This is a genomic window from Brucella sp. MAB-22, assembly GCF_025908475.1.
Lineage (GTDB): Bacteria > Pseudomonadota > Alphaproteobacteria > Rhizobiales > Rhizobiaceae > Brucella > Brucella anthropi.
In genome coordinates, this window is record NZ_CP109782.1 from 2,455,761 (window position 1) to 2,471,990 (window position 16,230).

The window sequence follows — 16,230 nt, forward strand, 5'->3', positions numbered from 1 at the left end:
GTTTACGCCTTCGCCGCGCTGATACTCAAAATGTTGTTATTCTGCCCTGTTGCATGTTTTGCCCATCGCTCCATCAAAACGCGCCGTTGTTCCAAGAAATCTGTGCGTCGATAAGAGCGCTCGACCTTACCGCCCACAGTGTGAGCGAGGATGGTTTCAGCAATGTCATGAGGCGTGGTCGTGGTTTCTGCTATCCAATCGCGTAGACTGGAACGGAAACCGTGAGGGCGATATTCCATGCCAGCGCGTTCCATGTATGCCGCCATGGTCATATCGCTTATAACGCCTTTGCGAATGCTCGGAAAAAGAAAGCCATCCCTTGCATGTCGGCGCGACTGTTCGATTACGTTCAAGGCTTCCTGTGAAAGCGGCACGCGAAAATCTGATGTTTTCCCTTCTTCGCCCTTCATGGCTTCACCCGGAATCGTCCAGACATCGCCTTCGATCTGGTCTTCGTGAATGAACCGTAATGGCCCAGACCGAACGCCAGTCAAAATAAGCAGGCGCATTGCGAGGTGCGTCACGCTGCCATCCTTCAATGATGCGTAGAAGGCCGGAACCTCTTGCCACGGCATAGCCGGGATATGTTTGACCGTGTGGCGCTGTTTACCAAGAAGCGCGCGGGCCTTTTCTGTGGCCTGCAAATCCACGTCCAAACCGAGCGCAGCCGCATGCCTCATACAGATTGCAAGGCGACCAAGAGCCTTTTCCGCTGTCGCCGCCTTTGAATGCCATATAGGTGAAAGGGCGTCACGAATATCGTTCTGATGGATTTCTGCGACAGGAATCTTGCCAAGCTTCGGCAACACATGAAGCTCAAGCGGACTGAACCAGCGCCCATTTTCGCCATCGCCCTTCAACTCTGCCTTTCGGCTCTCAAAGGCGGACTTCGCTATGTCCTCCAACAAATGAAGATTACGGGCAGCTTCGCGCTTCTGGCGTTCACGCTCATTGATCGGGTCAACGTTCTGACGAACAAGTCCACGCCATCTTTCCGCATCTTCGCGCGCCGCCTTCAATGAAACGATTGGATAGGAGCCAAGGCCCATTTCCCGCTTACGGCCATGAAGGGTGAAAATGAAAATCCACTTCCCAGCGCTCTCTGATTTCTTTTGCAGATAAAGCCCGGCACCATCGCAATATTTGCCGGACTTCATCTTGGCGACAGCCAGCGCACTCAATCGGTTCACCGCGCCCATGCATATCGTCCTTCCCGCGCTAGATAGCCATAACGCCGATTTCTCAGCCCCTACCACGGCCCCTATCTCTGCTTGCGCCTTGGTGAGATTTATCGATAAGCCATGATATTGAACGTAACAAGAACATTCCCTGTGTTCAATAGGCTTGATATACGATGATAAAGGGTGATTTACAATGTAATTTCAATTATTTGCAGACCACCCGCACCATTCTTATCAATCATCCAGATTGGAAAATCTGCGAAGGCATAAAATACACCTCCGCAATCGATACTCTCAGCGCTTCAGCAGCTGTTTCATTTCACTTCCATTCGCGCCGTACTTGCTCTCGGCAATGGAACACAATTTCTTATCGGATACATTCTGATAGCGTAGTTTGGCGCTTTTGAAACCTTCCAGCGTGCCATCAATGAAGCTTCTTGCGACCTGATCGGGATTACACCCCCTGTTGTAAGCCTTGTTTGCCAGACAATAGACAATCACTGCGCCCTCCGTATCGATTTTCTTGTACTGAGGGCAACGTGATTTGAAATACCCCGCCTCCCCTAGATGAAGATCGGTCCTGAGTTTTTCTGGAATGCGATTGGTCGTACAAGCTGTGAGCACCAGTAATATTCCGACGCCTAGTATAAATTTGCCCCTCATAATCCCTCCAATATGTCTTCAATTTACCGTACTGGATTTAGCATCGGGGCATTCTTGGGGAAAGCACCGACAACCGGCCGCTGCTTTCCGTCGCATAAGGTTTTCACGCCGCTTCGAGTGCTTGCGCCAGATCGGCAATCAGATCGTCGGGATGCTCGACGCCGATGGAAAGTCGGATCGTTGATTCCAGCACACCGATACGCTCTCTTACATCGACGGGAACGCCCGAATGGGTCATCGCGGCGGGATGGCTTGCAAGCGATTCTGTACCGCCGAGACTGACAGCAAGCTTCAATATCTGCAGCGCATTCAGGAAGCGGAATGCCGCCGCCTGCCCGCCTTTGATATCGAAGGAGAAAGTTGACCCCGCACCACTGCACTGGCGTTTGAACAAAGCACCAACGTCCGAATTCTCATCCTCAAATGGGAGATAATGCAGTTTCTCCACTTTCGGATGATCGCGCAGGAATTCCGCAATTGCCTGCGCGTTGTTGTTGGCGCGTTCCATGCGAAGTCCGAGCGTTTCAAGCGAGCGACCCAGCATCCAGCATGAATGCGGGTCAAGCTGCGTGCCGATCGCACCACGCAATGCCTTGACCTGCTTTACAACAGTCTTGGCACCCAGCACTGCCCCGGCGATCAGGTCCGAATGTCCGCCGACATATTTGGTCAGCGAATAGACCGAAAGATCAGCACCGTGGTCGAGAGGCTTCTGATAGACCGGGCCGAGCAGGGTATTGTCGCAGGCAATGATCGGACGATGCCCCTGCTTTTGTTCAATCTTTTCCGCGACACACCGGATGGCGGCAATATCGACAATGCTGTTGGTCGGATTGGCAGGCGTCTCGATCAGAATCACCGAAACACGTCCCTTGCGAACAGCCTCGTCAGCTGCTTGTTCTATCGAGGCTTCGTGCACGCCATCGGCGAAAGCAACGGCTTCAACGCCGAAATTGAGAAACGTCTTTGCAAGGAGCGTTTCCGTGCCGCCATAGAGCGGTTGCGAGTGCAAAATGACATCGCCCGGGCGTGCAAAAGCAAACAGCGTCGTGGCAATGGCCGACATGCCGGAAGAAAACAGCGCACAGCTCTCGGTGCCTTCATAGACCGCGAGGCGATCTTCAACGATCTCGCTGTTGGGATGGTTGAAACGGGAATAGACGAGACCAGCACCGACACCGGCAGGCGGTTCCTTGCGACCGGAAACGAAATCGAAGAAATCGCGTCCGTCTTCGGCAGTCTTGAAAACGAAAGTCGACGTCAGGAATACCGGTGGCTTGACCGCTCCTTCGGAAAGCTCCGGGTCGTAGCCATAATTGAGCATCTGCGTTTCGGGATGAAGCGGATGATTGCCCAACATGGTCTTTGAAGGCCGTGGCGCAGTCATGAATACCTCCTTGAGAAAATCCTCCCGTCCGTATTCGGACAGGAGGAGCTTAACAGAGGTATTCAGGAATCTTCTTGCGTTGTTATGCCTTTTAGAGAAATCGCTGCGATGCCGGAAGAGGCGCGCATAGCCGTCGATTACTTGATGACCAGCACCGGCACGGTGCTAAGCGACAGCACCTCCGCAGCCTGACTTCCCAGCAGCAATTTGTTCACGCCGCGACGGCCATGCGATGCGATGACGATCAGATCGGCATTCTTGGCATTCGCAGCCTCGACAATGCCCTGCGCCGGAGATTGATTTTCGACATGTACGGCCTCAGCACTAACGCCGATTTCCATTGCCTTGGCTTTGGCCTTCGACAGAATTTCGGTGGCCGCTTTGGTGATGGCCTCGCGATATTCCTGAAATGCCGCCGGGCTCGACGCCCATTCAGCCGCAACCACAATGCCATAGGATGGCAGAAGCTCTGTCACGGACACGAAAATAACCTTTGCGCCTGTTTCCTTGGCCAGCGCAACGCCTTGGTCGACGCCTTTCTCAGCGAGTTCCGATCCATCGGTTGCGATCAATATGTTCTTGTACATTCATGTTCTCCTGGCTGCCTGATACCCGATGATGCACGCCTCCCCGTCGCAACGCATTGACGCGGATCAATCAAGCTTTACCCCAAGCTAATACGCTCCCTCCCAATTATGATGGAATTTACTTCCAATTTATTCAATTATAAAGAATAAATTTCTAAACTTGATGTGCCGGGCGCACGTACCCAACTATGCTTTTGCGCAGTTTCCTCTTAAACTTTGCGCGACAAATAGGGAGATCACGCCATGAACAAGCCCCTGAACGAACCACAAGCTGGTAAGACCGCAGGCCGTGGCCGCGTTTACGATTCCATCCTCGACACAATCGGCAATACACCGCTCGTGCGCATTGACAAGTTCGCCAAGGAAAAGGGCGTGGAAGCCAATCTTCTGGCCAAGCTGGAGTTCTTCAACCCTCTGGCCAGTGTGAAGGACCGTATCGGTCTGGCGCTGATCGAAGCTCTGGAACGCGACGGTCGCGCCGTGCCGGGCAAGACAGTCTTCGTCGAGCCGACTTCCGGCAATACCGGTATCGCGCTGGCTTTTGCTGCTGCGGCCAAGGGTTATCGCCTCGTTCTCACCATGCCGGAAACCATGTCGGTGGAACGCCGCAAGCTTTTGAAGCTTCTCGGTGCCGAACTGGTTCTGACCGAAGGCGCAAAAGGCATGAAGGGCGCTATCGCGGAAGCAGAAGCCATTGCAGAAGGCAACCCGAACGCAATCATCCCGCAGCAGTTCGAAAATCCGGCCAACCCGGAAATCCATCGCCTCACGACGGCTGAGGAAATCTGGAACGACACCAATGGTGAAGCAGATATCCTGATCTCCGGCATCGGCACCGGCGGCACGATTACCGGTGTCGGTCAAGTCATCAAGGGGCGCAAGCCGTCCTTCAAGGTGATTGCCGTGGAACCGAAGGATTCACCGGTACTTTCCGGTGGCGCACCCGGCCCGCACAAAATTCAGGGCATCGGCGCAGGCTTCGCCCCGAAGACGCTCGATACCAGCATCTATGATGAGGTTGTTCAGGTCTCCAACGAAGACGCTTTTGCCAATGCACGCCTGTTGGCCCGTCTCGAAGGCATTCCCGTCGGCATTTCTTCCGGCGCGGCTCTGACCGCCGCTGTTGAAATCGGCAAGCGCCCGGAAAACGCCGGCAAGAACATCGTCATCATCATTCCGTCCTTTGCCGAACGCTATCTTTCGACGGCATTGTTTGAAGGTCTGGAATAATCCGCACTTACACACGGTGGCCAAAAACAAAAGCCAGAGCGGTGAACCGTTCTGGCTTTACTTTTTTAAATGCCGGTCCGTTCGCCAAGCAAACGGAGGCTTTAAGCGCTCATATCAATGGTGCGTGCGTGCGGCGCAAGCCGGGCCTGGCCCGCGCATATAATGGCGCTCGGGCCTGTAGCTCGGTGCAACGAACTCGCGGATGACATTAACGCTGTCACGCAGCTGAACAAGAATGCTCATCGTCTTCACCTTCGTCAAAAAACATGCTGTTCGGAATGGATGCCCGTCCTGTCCCGACTAACCGGGCTCTGAAACGTTGTTCATTTCCGAACATCTTAATGAAAACTTTAACAATCAAAGATGAATAAGCTCTGAACCCTTATGGTTAAGGGTAAGTTAATGGTAAGGATGTTGAAGCTTTTCCACAGGTCGCGAATTATCGCCACAATTGAAAAAGGCCGGTTTTAACCGGCCTTTCATGCTCAAAAATTCAAGCGCCTTACCGCGTCGGAACCGGATGCTCACCACGATAATCGTAAAAGCCACGACCCGTCTTGCGTCCCAGCCAGCCTGCTTCGACATATTTGACCAGAAGCGGGCACGGGCGATACTTGGAATCCGCCAGCCCGTCGTGCAGAACCTGCATGATGGAGAGACAGGTATCGAGGCCGATGAAATCGGCGAGCTGTAGCGGTCCCATCGGATGATTGGCGCCAAGCTTCATGGCTGTATCGATAGCTTCGACGCTACCGACCCCTTCATAAAGCGTGTAGATGGCCTCGTTGATCATCGGCAACAGAATGCGATTGACAATAAAGGCCGGAAAATCTTCGGCAACGGTTACCGTCTTGCCAAGCGCGGTCACGAAATCGTTCGACTTGCGGAAGGTTTCCTCATCCGTTGCGATGCCGCGCACCAGTTCGACAAGCTTCATCACAGGAACGGGATTCATGAAATGAATGCCGATAAAACGCTCTGGACGGTCGGTCGTGGATGCGAGACGTGTGATCGAGATCGACGACGTGTTGGTTGCGAGAATCGCTTCGGGGTTCAGAACCGTGCAAAGCTGCGCAAAAATCTTGCGCTTGACGGTTTCGTCTTCCGTTGCCGCTTCGATGGCTAGATCGACACCCGCCAGATCCTCCATGGAATTTGCCGGACGGATAAGCTTCATCGCCGCTGCGCGTTGGTCTTCCAGCAGTTTGCCTGAGGCAACCTGACGCGCCATGTTGCCATTGATGGTGGCGATGCCCTTTTCCAGCCGGTCCGCTGCCGCATCGTGAAGAAGCACATCGAACCCGGCCAGCGCGCATACATGAGCAATACCGCTGCCCATCTGTCCTGCGCCGACCACCCCTACCGTCTTGATTGCCACAGTCATAACTCCTTCATTCAGCCGCTCCACAACAGAGCCGAGGCCGAGAGCATATGCTCTAACTTTTGTTCTTACATATTACCCCCAGCAAAACCGCTTCGCACTTTTGCTGGAAATGCTCTGTCTTTGTCTTTTCGCATTGTCCAACGCAAAACCGCTTCGCACTTTTGCTGGAAATGCTTCACTATACCAATTCTGCCCGAGACGGATACAGCCCTCATTCAGAGAAAGGCAAAACAGCGCTTTCGTATCAGAAGGCTTTCCAAATGAAAAAGCGGCGGGACTAGCCCGCCGCTTTCTGATCGATTAAAGCGCTTTTTGCAGTTCCGGCAGGATCGTAAAGAGATCGCCGACGAGGCCGTAATCGGCCACCTGGAAGATCGGCGCTTCTTCGTCCTTGTTGATCGCCACGATCACACGACTGTCCTTCATACCGGCCAGATGCTGGATTGCGCCGGAGATACCGACCGCGATGTAGAGATCCGGTGCAACCACCTTGCCCGTCTGGCCAACCTGCCAGTCGTTCGGTGCATAACCCGCATCGACAGCCGCACGGCTTGCGCCGACCGCTGCACCGAGCTTGTCGGCAACCGGCAGGATCACTTCCTGGAACTTTTCGGCAGAACCGAGCGCACGACCGCCAGAGATGATGATCTTGGCCGAGGTCAGTTCCGGACGGTCCGAATCCGACAATGCATTGCCGACGAAGCTCGACAGCGCCGGATCGGCTGCTGCATTGACGCTTTCAACTGCAGCCGAGCCACCCTCAGCAGTCGCCTGGAACGAAGCCGTACGAACGGTGATGACCTTCTTGGCGTCTGTCGACTGCACCGTCTGGATCGCATTGCCCGCATAGATCGGACGCTTGAACGTATCAGCCGACACGACTTCCATGATTTCGGACAACTGCATTACATCGAGAAGCGCTGCAACGCGCGGCAGGATGTTCTTGGCCGAGGTCGTTGCCGGAGCAATGATCGTGTCGTAATTGCCTGCCAGTTCCACGATGAGAGCGGCCGTTGGCTCGGCCAGACGGTTTTCCAGTCCATCACTTTCAGCGAGCAGAACCTTACGCACACCCTTGAGCTTGGCGGCGGCATCGGCTGCAGCCTTCGCGCCCTTGCCTGCAACCAGAACATCCACGTCGCCGCCGATCTGGGCAGCTGCCGTCAGCGCCTTCGCCGTCTGGTCGGAAAGGGTTGCATTGTCATGTTCGGCAATAAGAAGAATAGCCATTTATATCGTCCCTTCCGATTTCTTTAGAGTACGCCGTCGGCCTTGAGCTTCTCGACCAGTTCAGAAACTGAACCGACCTTCACGCCAGCCTTGCGGCCACCCGGCTCTTCAGTCTTCAGGACCTTGAGACGCGGCGCAATGTCGGCGCCGAAATCGGCAGGCGACTTCTCGTCAAGCGGCTTCTTCTTGGCCTTCATGATGTTCGGCAGCGACGCATAGCGCGGCTGGTTCAAACGAAGATCGACCGTGACAATCGCCGGGAGCTTCACGTCGATGGTCTGGAGACCACCATCAACTTCGCGCGTTACCTTGGCCGAACCGTCGCCCAGTTCCACCTTCGAGGCGAACGTCGCCTGGCTCCAGTTGAGAAGGGCCGAAAGCATCTGGCCAGTCTGGTTGGAATCATCGTCGATTGCCTGCTTGCCGAGGAAGACGAGATCCGGCTTTTCCGCATCGACCACGCCCTTGAGAACCTTGGCAACGCCAAGCGGCTCAACCGTTTCGTCCGACTTCACCAGGATCGCACGATCGGCGCCCATGGCAAGTGCGGTACGCAGCGTTTCCTGTGCCTGTGCCGGGCCGACCGAAACCGCGACGATTTCCGTCACCTTGCCCGCTTCCTTCAGACGGATCGCTTCTTCAACCGCGATCTCATCGAAAGGGTTCATCGACATCTTGACGTTCGCAAGCTCAACGCCCGAACCGTCTCCCTTTACACGGATCTTTACGTTGTAATCGACAACCCGTTTCACTGCGACAAGGACTTTCATCCGCGATTACCTCTTCAATGACTCTTGCAGCACGACTATGCCGCCGTGAACTCCCACCCGCATGTCAAAATCCGACATGAAAGCGGCACCAGCGCAACTTGGGTTATGACGCAAATGCGCTGCCTATCCGCCGGGAACCGGCACGAAACCTAAAGACGGTTGACGTGCACGTCAATCAGGCACAGGCCGTTATATCGATTAAAATCAATTTATTCTGACAAGAGGTCATTCCAAAACCGAGCAACCCGACACCTCCCGTTTTCATGTCGTTTACAAGCGATGCGCCATGCTTTAGGTAACGCCTCGCAATCCGGTCGCAGCCTACCCGGTCAAAACAAGGAACCCTGACTTATGAAAACGCTCGTCGTCTGCTCCGGCGGACTCGATTCCGTTTCGCTTGCTTACAGAATTGCAAGCGAACACCAACTCACCGCCCTCCTCTCCTTCGACTATGGCCAGCGCCACAAAAAGGAACTGGATTCGGCCAAAGCCTGCGCCGAAAGGCTCGGCGTTCCCCACCAGATCATCGATATCACCAACATCGGTGCCAGCCTGACCGGCTCCGCCCTCACTGACGATATCGATGTGCCGGACGGACACTATGCCGAAGAAACGATGAAGATCACCGTCGTTCCGAACCGCAATGCGATCATGCTGGCAATAGCATTCGGCGTGGCCGCTGCCCAAAAAGCCGAGGCGATAGCCCTTGCCGTCCATGGCGGCGATCACTTCATTTATCCCGACTGCCGCCCCGGTTTTATTGATGCCTTCCAGACGATGCAGAACCATGCATTGGACGGTTATGCGGACATAAAGCTGCTCGCGCCTTATGTGCACGCATCCAAAGCCGATATCGTTATCGACGGCGCAAAACACGGTGCGCCCTTTGCCGCGACATGGTCTTGCTACAAGGGTGGCGAACATCACTGCGGACGCTGCGGCACCTGCGTCGAGCGACGCGAAGCCTTCCAACTCGCCGGTGTCGAAGACCCTACCCTTTATGAAGATGCGGATTTCTGGCGCTCGGCAATCGAGAAGAGGAACGCCTGATGTTTCGCATTACCAAGGAATTTCATTTCTCCGCATCGCATCAGTTGACCGGGCTGCCGGACGATCATCAATGCGCCCGCCTGCACGGCCACAATTATATTGTTGAGGTCGAGCTCTCGGCTGACGATCTTAACCAGCACGGCTTTGTCCGTGATTATCATGAGCTGGCGCCGTTCAAGCGCCACATCGATGATTGTTTTGACCACCGCCATCTCAACGATGTTCTGGGCCACGACCAGAGCACGGCTGAAACCCTCGCCCGGCATTTTTTCGAATGGTGTTATGCGCGCTGGCCGGAAATTTCCGCCGTGCGGGTCAGTGAAACGCCCAAGACATGGGCCGAGTACAGACCGTGACGCAAATACGCATCGCAGAGATTTTCGGCCCCACGATACAGGGCGAAGGTGTGCTGATCGGTGAGCCGACCGTCTTCGTGCGAACCGGTGGCTGCGATTATCGCTGCGTCTGGTGCGATAGCCTGCATGCCGTCGAAAGCCGTTTTCGTCGCGAGTGGAAAGCGATGAGCGTGGAGGCAGTTTGGGATCAAGTGACGACACTTTCCCGAAATAAGCCACTAACAGTGTCACTTTCTGGCGGCAATCCGGCCATTCAACCGCTGGGACCCTTGATCGAGCACGGCAAGACCGATGGCTATCGCTTTGCACTGGAAACCCAAGGATCGGTCGCGCAAGACTGGTTTTCCGCGCTCGACACACTGGTACTGAGCCCAAAGCCGCCTTCAAGCGGTATGGATGCCGATTTCGATGCGCTTGCGGTCTGTGTCGAGGCTGCAGGCAGAACGCCGCGAACGGTGCTGAAATTCGTCATCTTCGACGATGCTGATTATGCCTTCGCGAAAGATGTAGCCAGTCAATATTCCAGTCTACCGGTCTATCTCCAGCCCGGCAATCACACACCGCCGCCGCCCGAAGCACATGATGCCGCAATCGATATCGACGGCATCATGCGGCGAATGGAATGGCTGGTCGAAAAGGTAATTGCGGATGGCTGGTACGAAGCGCACGTCCTGCCCCAGCTTCACGTGCTGATCTGGGGCAACAGGCGCGGTGTCTAAACCAGAGCACATCCCGAAAAGTGTGAAACGGTTTTCGGACAAGATGTGCGTAAAAACAAACCGTTATAGCATCGATCTGATTGAATCAGGTCAACGCTCTAACGATTGACCCCGGGCACCCAGAGAACGTCCTGCGCACCATTATCGTTGACGGTTCTCGATGCCACGAAAAGGAAATCGGAAAGGCGGTTGATATATTGCAAAGCTTCCGCCGAAACGACCTCTCCTTCGACGCGGGCAAGCGCTACCATCAGGCGCTCCGCCCGGCGTGAAACCGTACGAGCCAGGTGCAATGCAGCCGATGCCGCCGAGCCGCCCGGAAGAATAAACGAGCGGAGCGGCTGCAAATCGGCATTGAGGAGATCAATATCGGCTTCCACACGCGAAACCTGCGATGCGACGATGCGCAGCGGTTCGTAAGCGAGTGGTTTGCCGTCGTCCGGCGTCGAAAGATCTGCACCAAGATCGAAAAGATCGTTCTGGATACGGCCCAGCATGGCATCGATTTGCGCATGAGGATTATCTTCGCCGCCGGTGTGAAGGCGCGCCATGCCAATGCAGGCATTGGTTTCATCCACCGTACCATAGGCTTCGACGCGCAGGTCCGACTTCAGCCGCCGTGGTCCGCTGGCAAGTCCGGTCGTGCCCTTGTCGCCCGTCCGGGTATAGATCTTGTTGAGCTTGACCATATTTACTGGCCAGTTTTCTGGCGGGCAAAATAGATCGCACCAACGATCAGAACGATGGCAATGAACTGCAGGAAAACACGCAGCTGCATCATCTTGTTCGAGAAATTGCCGTCACCGCCGCGCATCATGTTGCGCAGACCGATGATCAGAACGACGGCCACAGCAAACATGGCCACCATTGCCGCGCCCTTGAACAGAACGTCCATTTTATTTCCTTCCCACGCGCACTGTTCCTGACCTCATGACTGGTCGGACAGCATCCGGTAGAGCCAGCGTGCCGGCATCAGGCGCCGTGCCAGTGACCCAAGTTTCGCCGGTCTCGTCACCACATAATGCGGGCGGGGACGCGGCGCCTCCAATGCATGAAGCAGTACAGCATAGACGGCTTCCGGTCCAAGCTTGTTCTTGGATTTTGTACCGCCGCCTTCCAGTTTCGCCATCTGGCGCTGGTAAAGCTCGCGATGCACCGAAGCTTCCATGTCGATATTGGCTCTGGCGTGGCTGGCGGCGTTGTAAGTGAAGCGCGAAGCAATCGGGCCAGGCTCGATCAGCGACACATCGATACCGGAGCCTTCCAGCTCCATGCGCTGCGCAAGCATCAGTCCTTCAAGCGCAAACTTTGACGCCACATAAGCACCGCGCCATTTCATCGGTACGAGGCCGAGGATCGACGAGCAATGCACGATGCGCCCATGCCCTTGCCTGCGCATGACCGGAACCACGCGTCGGGTAAGGTCGTGCCAACCGAAGAAATTGGCTTCGAACTGCTGGCGTAAGGCTTCGACCGGCAAGTCCTCTATCGCGCCGGGTTGAGCATAAGCACCATTATTGAACAGGGCATCGAGCTTGCCGTCCGTCTGGCGCAGCACCTCATCGGCTAAGACCGCGATCGACTGCGGTTCCGTATAGTCGAGATAATGCGCTTCCATTCCCTGCGCCTTGAGTGCCGCAATATCCGCATCCTTGCGGGCGGTCGCAAAGACGCGCCAGCCTTGACTGTGCAGTGCTTCGGCACAATAGGCACCGATACCGGAGGAACAGCCGGTGATGATGATATTACGCTGTCGGTTCTGACCGGTTTGTGCCGGAGCCATATGTTCGTTTCCCGCTGTCATTTCGCCAAGCTTGCTTGATTCGGCTCCGGTTTAAAACGGGTCGCGCCCTTGCAATCCGCAGACCAATGCTAGATTTAAGGCCTTGAAACACCGGCTGAACACTATCGAATACCGATCAGGGCTTTGAGGGACAAATCTGCGGATGCGAAAAATCAGACGTTTTCTCCGTCAGATCACCTATGATGTCATCGGTCATTTCAGTTCGGACGATGGCTGGGCCTTCGCTAGCCATATAGCCCTTTCCGGCCTGATGGCATTGTTTCCGTTCCTTATCTTTGCCACAACGCTTGCAAGCTTTCTCGGCACCAAGGAATTCGCCGATACGGCGGTGCATGTCATCTTCGATATGTGGCCGTCGAACATCGCAGCCCCAATTGCCAACGAAGTGATGAACGTGCTGACCGTGCAGCGCAGCGGACTTCTGACATTGAGCGTTATTGCAGCGGCCTATTTCGCCTCCAACGGCGTGGAGGCGCTGCGCATCGCGCTCAACCGAGCCTATCGCGTCACCGACCAGCGCTCGATCATTTTCTGCCGCTTGCAAAGTCTGGGCTTCGTTCTCGTCGGCACTCTGAGCCTGATGGCAATCAGCTTTCTGCTGGTTCTGGCCCCGCTTGCCGTGCGTCTTGCCGAACAATGGTTTCCCGATATAGCGCCGTTCACAGGCACGATTGCGTTCTGGCGCTATACTGTGGCAGTGGGGGTTCTGGTTCTGGCACTGTTCATGGTGCATATCTGGCTTCCAGCCGGACGCCGCAGCCTCGGTGACATACTGCCCGGCATATTGATCACGCTCATCGCCTGGCTTGCCGCCGCGATGGCCTTCGCAAAATATCTGGAAACTTTCGCCACCTATGTGACTACCTATGCGGGCCTCGCCTCCATCATGGTGGCCATCGTCTTTCTCTATATGCTCTCGGCAATTTTCATCATCGGTGCGGAAATAAACGCCGCGATCATGATTTTTCGCAAGCGCGAACAACAACCCGAGCTCATCGACGTAAAGTAGTCAGTGCAACGCCAAGCGTCGTCACCACCATACCTGCAATCTGGATTGCCGATAGCGTTTCACCAAAAATCAGATAGGCCATGATCGCGGCGGTGCCGGGCACCAGATAGAACAACGATGCGACTTTCGACATGGCGCCTTCGCGGATCATGACGAGAAGCGCCAGAATGGCACCGATAGAAATAGCAAGCGTCAGCCAGACCAGAGCAAAAATCAGCGATGGCGACCAGATCATGACGCGTGTTTCGAAAGCAAAGGCACAGATAGCAGTCAAAATGGCCGCAGCGATGTATTGCACCGCCGTCCCGGCCTTGAGATCACCAGCCGTGCCGAACCGCTTCTGCCAGACTGTGCCAGTGCTGATCGCCACCACAGCCAAAAATGCCGCCGCCAGGCTTTTCGGATCGACACCGCTGCCAGCCGAAAACTTCGGCCATACCACCATGGCGACGCCGCAGAAACCGATCAGAAGCCCCGTCCATTGCCGCCCGCTCGCTCGTTCTCCCAGAAGAATGGCCGCAATCAGCGTGGTCAACATCGGCTGAAGGCCCGCCACCAGACCTGACATTCCCGCAGGCAGGCCGTGGTGAACGGCCCAGAACAAGGCGGAAAGATAAACACCGTGGATGAGACAACCGGCAATCGCCGCATGAAGAAGCACATCGCCTTTCGGCCAGATACTCCGGCTCGCCAGCGCCCAAAGTGTCATGATGACAGCCGCGATGGAAAAACGCACCGCCATGAAAGTAAATGGTTCGGCATAAGGCATGGAAAGCCCGGCTCCGATAAAACCGGTGGCCCAAAGCAGGACAAACATGACGGGGAACAAACGGGCGGCCATGGCAGAACTCTCACTTTCGCGGCCCGCCTTATACCGCTTTGCGGCGAACGCCTATCGCATAAAACTGATCGCAGCGTTGAATTTGCCAAACAGCCGCCCGCATTTTATGAAGCGGCATGAACATTGAACCTGAAACCATCCGCATTCTCGTCGATGCTGACGCCTGCCCGGTGAAAGCTGAAATCTATCGCGTGGCGGAACGGCACAATCTGCCGGTCATGCTGGTGGCCAACAGTTTCATTGCCATTCCCCGCGATGCGGAGCGTGTGGAACGGGTTATCGTATCGGACAAGCTCGACGCCGCCGACGACTGGATCGCCGAGAATTCGCGACCGGGTGCAATCGTGATTACCGCCGACATTCCTTTGGCAAGCCGCTCGCTCGAAAAAGGCGCTTCGGTGATCGCACCGAACGGACGCGTTCACACCCAAAGCACCATCGGCAACACGCTGGCGACGCGCAATCTGATGGATAGTTTGCGTTCCGCAGGCGAAGTTACAGGCGGACCCGCTCCATTTTCGCCCAAGGACCGCTCTGCATTCCTTTCCGCACTTGATCTTGCCATCGTCCGGCTAAAACGTGCGGGTTTCGTCTCAGGTTGATCGCATTGAGGCAGTCGCGACGCCAGCACCGATCAGCAATGTTCCGCCAGCCCGATTGAAAATGCGCAGCGCGCGTTCGCTTGAGAAGAAGCGGCGTGCCCGGGTCGCCAGAAGTGCATAGGTAAAAGCATTGAGGAAAGCGAGTACGAGGAACGTGCTTTCGAAAACCAGCATCTGGGTGAGGAAATCCCGGTGCGGGCTAAGAAACTGCGGAAGAAAAGCAACGAAAAAGGTGATGCTCTTCGGATTGAGCGCTGTCACGAGCCACGCATGAACCAGCATCCGCGCCGGATGCACCTTGTCGTGTCGGGCACTGGCATGAAGTGTTCCACCAGCGCGAAACAGTTTTATGCCGAGCCAGATCAGATAAGCGGCACCTGCCCATTTAACGGCGGTGAACACGGTTGCCGACGCTGCCAGCAGCGCACCCACACCAAGCATGGAAAGCGTCATCGCGGTAAAGTCGCCAAGGGCGACACCGACAGCCATCGGGAAAGCCGCTTTCCAGCCCTGCCCCAAGGCATATGAGACGACGAGCAAGACGGTCGGCCCCGGGATGACCAGAAGCACGATGGACGCGGCGGAAAATGCAAGCCAGACTTCAAGGCTCATGGGCAGCTCTCTCTCTTAAAAAGGGAGCAAGCCACTGATTTCGTCGTTTGTCGAGGCTAAAGATTCTTTGCCGCTTCGATGAGTTTAGCCGCTTCCGGGCTATCCCATGGCGCCGGACCGTTCATGGATGCAATCTGGCAGCCGTCCTTGTCGACCAGCAGCGTCACTGGAAGGCCGAAGGCCAGATTCTTGCGCTTCAGTTCGTTGAAGCTCGACATGGAAGCGTCCCGGTGTAGCGTCAGATTCTTGATGCCGATTTCGTTCAGAAAGCCTTTGGGCTTGTCATCCGAACCAGTGTCGATGTTGATTGCGACGACTTCGAAATCGTCGCCACCCTTATCGGCTTCCAGTTTGTCGAGGGCGGGCATTTCCTCGCGGCAAGGCGCGCACCATGTTGCCCAGAGATTGACCAGCAGTGTCTTGCCCTTGAAATCGCCGAGCGTCATCTGCTTTCCATCCGGACCTGTGAAAGCAATATGCGAGACGGAAATCGGCTTTTCAGCGGCACGCATCGCCGCCACGCCCCCGGTGGCAGCTGTATCAAGTGCCTTAAGCTTATCCGCTTTCAATACGCATTGTGCCGAAGCTTCATCGCTTTCCGCTGAAACATTCGTCGAAACATTCTGGGCAACCACATTGCCAGAAGGGCGCTCCATCACGTATACCGCCCCGATACCGGCAATGACACCGGCAAGGGCGGCAAGAAGGACGATCTTGCGATTTCCCGATTTCGCCTGCTGTTCGGAATTCGCCTTTTCGTTGTCTTCTGCCATGTCGCGTTACTTCTTTCCAATATTCCGCCAAA

Annotated in this window: 20 protein-coding genes; 6 read left to right on the plus strand and 14 right to left on the minus strand. The window is 55.5% G+C overall.

What is annotated here, in order from left to right; genetic code table 11:
• Positions 1 to 2: 2 nt before the first annotated feature.
• The 4 genes from OHI65_RS21365 to OHI65_RS21380 form a co-directional block, all read right to left on the minus strand.
• The gene (locus OHI65_RS21365) at positions 3 to 1,199 is read right to left on the minus strand and encodes a tyrosine-type recombinase/integrase (RefSeq protein ID WP_264358800.1); all 1,197 of its coding nucleotides are present in this window, start codon (positions 1,197 to 1,199) and stop codon (positions 3 to 5) included.
• Between the two features lie 276 nt (positions 1,200 to 1,475).
• Positions 1,476 to 1,844: a hypothetical protein gene (locus OHI65_RS21370; RefSeq protein ID WP_125301693.1), complete on the minus strand. Its 369-nt coding sequence runs from the start codon at positions 1,842 to 1,844 to the stop codon at positions 1,476 to 1,478.
• Positions 1,845 to 1,947: 103 nt separating this feature from the next.
• Complete coding sequence (locus OHI65_RS21375; protein WP_125301690.1) at positions 1,948 to 3,231, minus strand: cystathionine gamma-synthase family protein; 1,284 nt, start codon at positions 3,229 to 3,231, stop codon at positions 1,948 to 1,950.
• A gap of 137 nt (positions 3,232 to 3,368) precedes the next feature.
• A complete protein-coding gene (locus tag OHI65_RS21380) occupies positions 3,369 to 3,818 on the minus strand; it encodes a universal stress protein (RefSeq protein WP_010657513.1) in 450 nt (149 codons plus the stop codon).
• A 243-nt stretch (positions 3,819 to 4,061) separates the two neighbouring features.
• Between OHI65_RS21380 and cysK the strand changes: the two genes are divergently transcribed.
• Positions 4,062 to 5,048 carry a cysteine synthase A gene (gene cysK / locus OHI65_RS21385; RefSeq protein ID WP_010657514.1) on the plus strand — a complete coding sequence of 329 codons (987 nt, stop codon included), beginning with the start codon at positions 4,062 to 4,064 and terminating at the stop codon, positions 5,046 to 5,048.
• 114 nt (positions 5,049 to 5,162) lie between these two features.
• Here the strand turns inward: cysK and OHI65_RS21390 are convergent, their stop codons facing one another.
• The 4 genes from OHI65_RS21390 to OHI65_RS21405 all read right to left on the minus strand — a co-directional run bounded on the left by OHI65_RS21390 (position 5,163) and on the right by OHI65_RS21405 (position 8,432).
• A complete protein-coding gene (locus tag OHI65_RS21390) occupies positions 5,163 to 5,291 on the minus strand; it encodes a hypothetical protein (protein ID WP_255362115.1) in 129 nt (42 codons plus the stop codon).
• 259 nt (positions 5,292 to 5,550) lie between these two features.
• Positions 5,551 to 6,426: a 3-hydroxybutyryl-CoA dehydrogenase gene (locus tag OHI65_RS21395; RefSeq protein ID WP_029375798.1), complete on the minus strand. Its 876-nt coding sequence runs from the start codon at positions 6,424 to 6,426 to the stop codon at positions 5,551 to 5,553.
• Positions 6,427 to 6,732: 306 nt separating this feature from the next.
• Positions 6,733 to 7,662 (minus strand): electron transfer flavoprotein subunit alpha/FixB family protein, encoded by a 930-nt coding sequence (locus tag OHI65_RS21400; protein WP_010657516.1) that lies wholly within the window; start codon positions 7,660 to 7,662, stop codon positions 6,733 to 6,735.
• A gap of 23 nt (positions 7,663 to 7,685) precedes the next feature.
• Positions 7,686 to 8,432, minus strand: coding sequence for an electron transfer flavoprotein subunit beta/FixA family protein (locus tag OHI65_RS21405; RefSeq protein ID WP_010657517.1), 747 nt, complete (start codon positions 8,430 to 8,432; stop codon positions 7,686 to 7,688).
• 351 nt (positions 8,433 to 8,783) lie between these two features.
• Between OHI65_RS21405 and queC the strand changes: the two genes are divergently transcribed.
• Genes queC through queE form a run of 3 tightly spaced genes read left to right on the plus strand, consistent with a single transcriptional unit; the run spans position 8,784 to position 10,557 of the window.
• Complete coding sequence (queC, locus tag OHI65_RS21410) at positions 8,784 to 9,482, plus strand: 7-cyano-7-deazaguanine synthase QueC (RefSeq protein WP_125301687.1); 699 nt, start codon at positions 8,784 to 8,786, stop codon at positions 9,480 to 9,482.
• A complete protein-coding gene (gene queD / locus OHI65_RS21415; protein ID WP_094514446.1) occupies positions 9,482 to 9,838 on the plus strand; it encodes a 6-carboxytetrahydropterin synthase QueD in 357 nt (118 codons plus the stop codon). The genes queC and queD overlap by 1 nt, the downstream gene beginning before the upstream one ends.
• A complete protein-coding gene (gene queE / locus OHI65_RS21420; RefSeq protein ID WP_125301684.1) occupies positions 9,817 to 10,557 on the plus strand; it encodes a 7-carboxy-7-deazaguanine synthase QueE in 741 nt (246 codons plus the stop codon). Before queD ends, queE begins: the two co-directional genes overlap by 22 nt.
• Before the next feature lie 98 nt (positions 10,558 to 10,655).
• Here the strand turns inward: queE and OHI65_RS21425 are convergent, their stop codons facing one another.
• From OHI65_RS21425 to OHI65_RS21435, 3 genes are read right to left on the minus strand one after another with little or no spacing between them, the layout of a single operon-like run.
• Positions 10,656 to 11,246, minus strand: a complete 591-nt coding sequence (locus OHI65_RS21425; RefSeq protein ID WP_125301681.1) for a cob(I)yrinic acid a,c-diamide adenosyltransferase — start codon at positions 11,244 to 11,246, stop codon at positions 10,656 to 10,658.
• 2 nt (positions 11,247 to 11,248) lie between these two features.
• Positions 11,249 to 11,452 (minus strand): twin transmembrane helix small protein, encoded by a 204-nt coding sequence (locus OHI65_RS21430; RefSeq protein WP_010657522.1) that lies wholly within the window; start codon positions 11,450 to 11,452, stop codon positions 11,249 to 11,251.
• A gap of 33 nt (positions 11,453 to 11,485) precedes the next feature.
• On the minus strand, positions 11,486 to 12,340 hold the full coding sequence (locus OHI65_RS21435; protein WP_012091183.1) for an SDR family oxidoreductase: 855 nt from the start codon (positions 12,338 to 12,340) through the stop codon (positions 11,486 to 11,488).
• A 163-nt stretch (positions 12,341 to 12,503) separates the two neighbouring features.
• Here OHI65_RS21435 and OHI65_RS21440 point away from each other — a divergent pair, with 163 nt between their 5' ends.
• The gene (locus OHI65_RS21440; protein WP_012091182.1) at positions 12,504 to 13,370 is read left to right on the plus strand and encodes a YihY/virulence factor BrkB family protein; all 867 of its coding nucleotides are present in this window, start codon (positions 12,504 to 12,506) and stop codon (positions 13,368 to 13,370) included.
• Here OHI65_RS21440 and OHI65_RS21445 read toward each other — a convergent pair.
• The gene (locus OHI65_RS21445) at positions 13,354 to 14,211 is read right to left on the minus strand and encodes a DMT family transporter (RefSeq protein ID WP_010657525.1); all 858 of its coding nucleotides are present in this window, start codon (positions 14,209 to 14,211) and stop codon (positions 13,354 to 13,356) included. The genes OHI65_RS21440 and OHI65_RS21445 overlap by 17 nt on opposite strands.
• 116 nt (positions 14,212 to 14,327) lie before the next feature.
• Here OHI65_RS21445 and OHI65_RS21450 point away from each other — a divergent pair, with 116 nt between their 5' ends.
• Complete coding sequence (locus OHI65_RS21450; protein WP_012091181.1) at positions 14,328 to 14,813, plus strand: YaiI/YqxD family protein; 486 nt, start codon at positions 14,328 to 14,330, stop codon at positions 14,811 to 14,813.
• Here OHI65_RS21450 and OHI65_RS21455 read toward each other — a convergent pair.
• Positions 14,805 to 15,425, minus strand: a complete 621-nt coding sequence (locus OHI65_RS21455) for a LysE family translocator (protein ID WP_012091180.1) — start codon at positions 15,423 to 15,425, stop codon at positions 14,805 to 14,807. The two genes, OHI65_RS21450 and OHI65_RS21455, sit on opposite strands and share 9 nt — an antisense overlap.
• Positions 15,426 to 15,481: 56 nt before the next feature.
• The gene (gene tlpA / locus OHI65_RS21460; RefSeq protein ID WP_094514449.1) at positions 15,482 to 16,198 is read right to left on the minus strand and encodes a thiol:disulfide interchange protein TlpA; all 717 of its coding nucleotides are present in this window, start codon (positions 16,196 to 16,198) and stop codon (positions 15,482 to 15,484) included.
• Positions 16,199 to 16,230 lie beyond the last annotated feature (32 nt).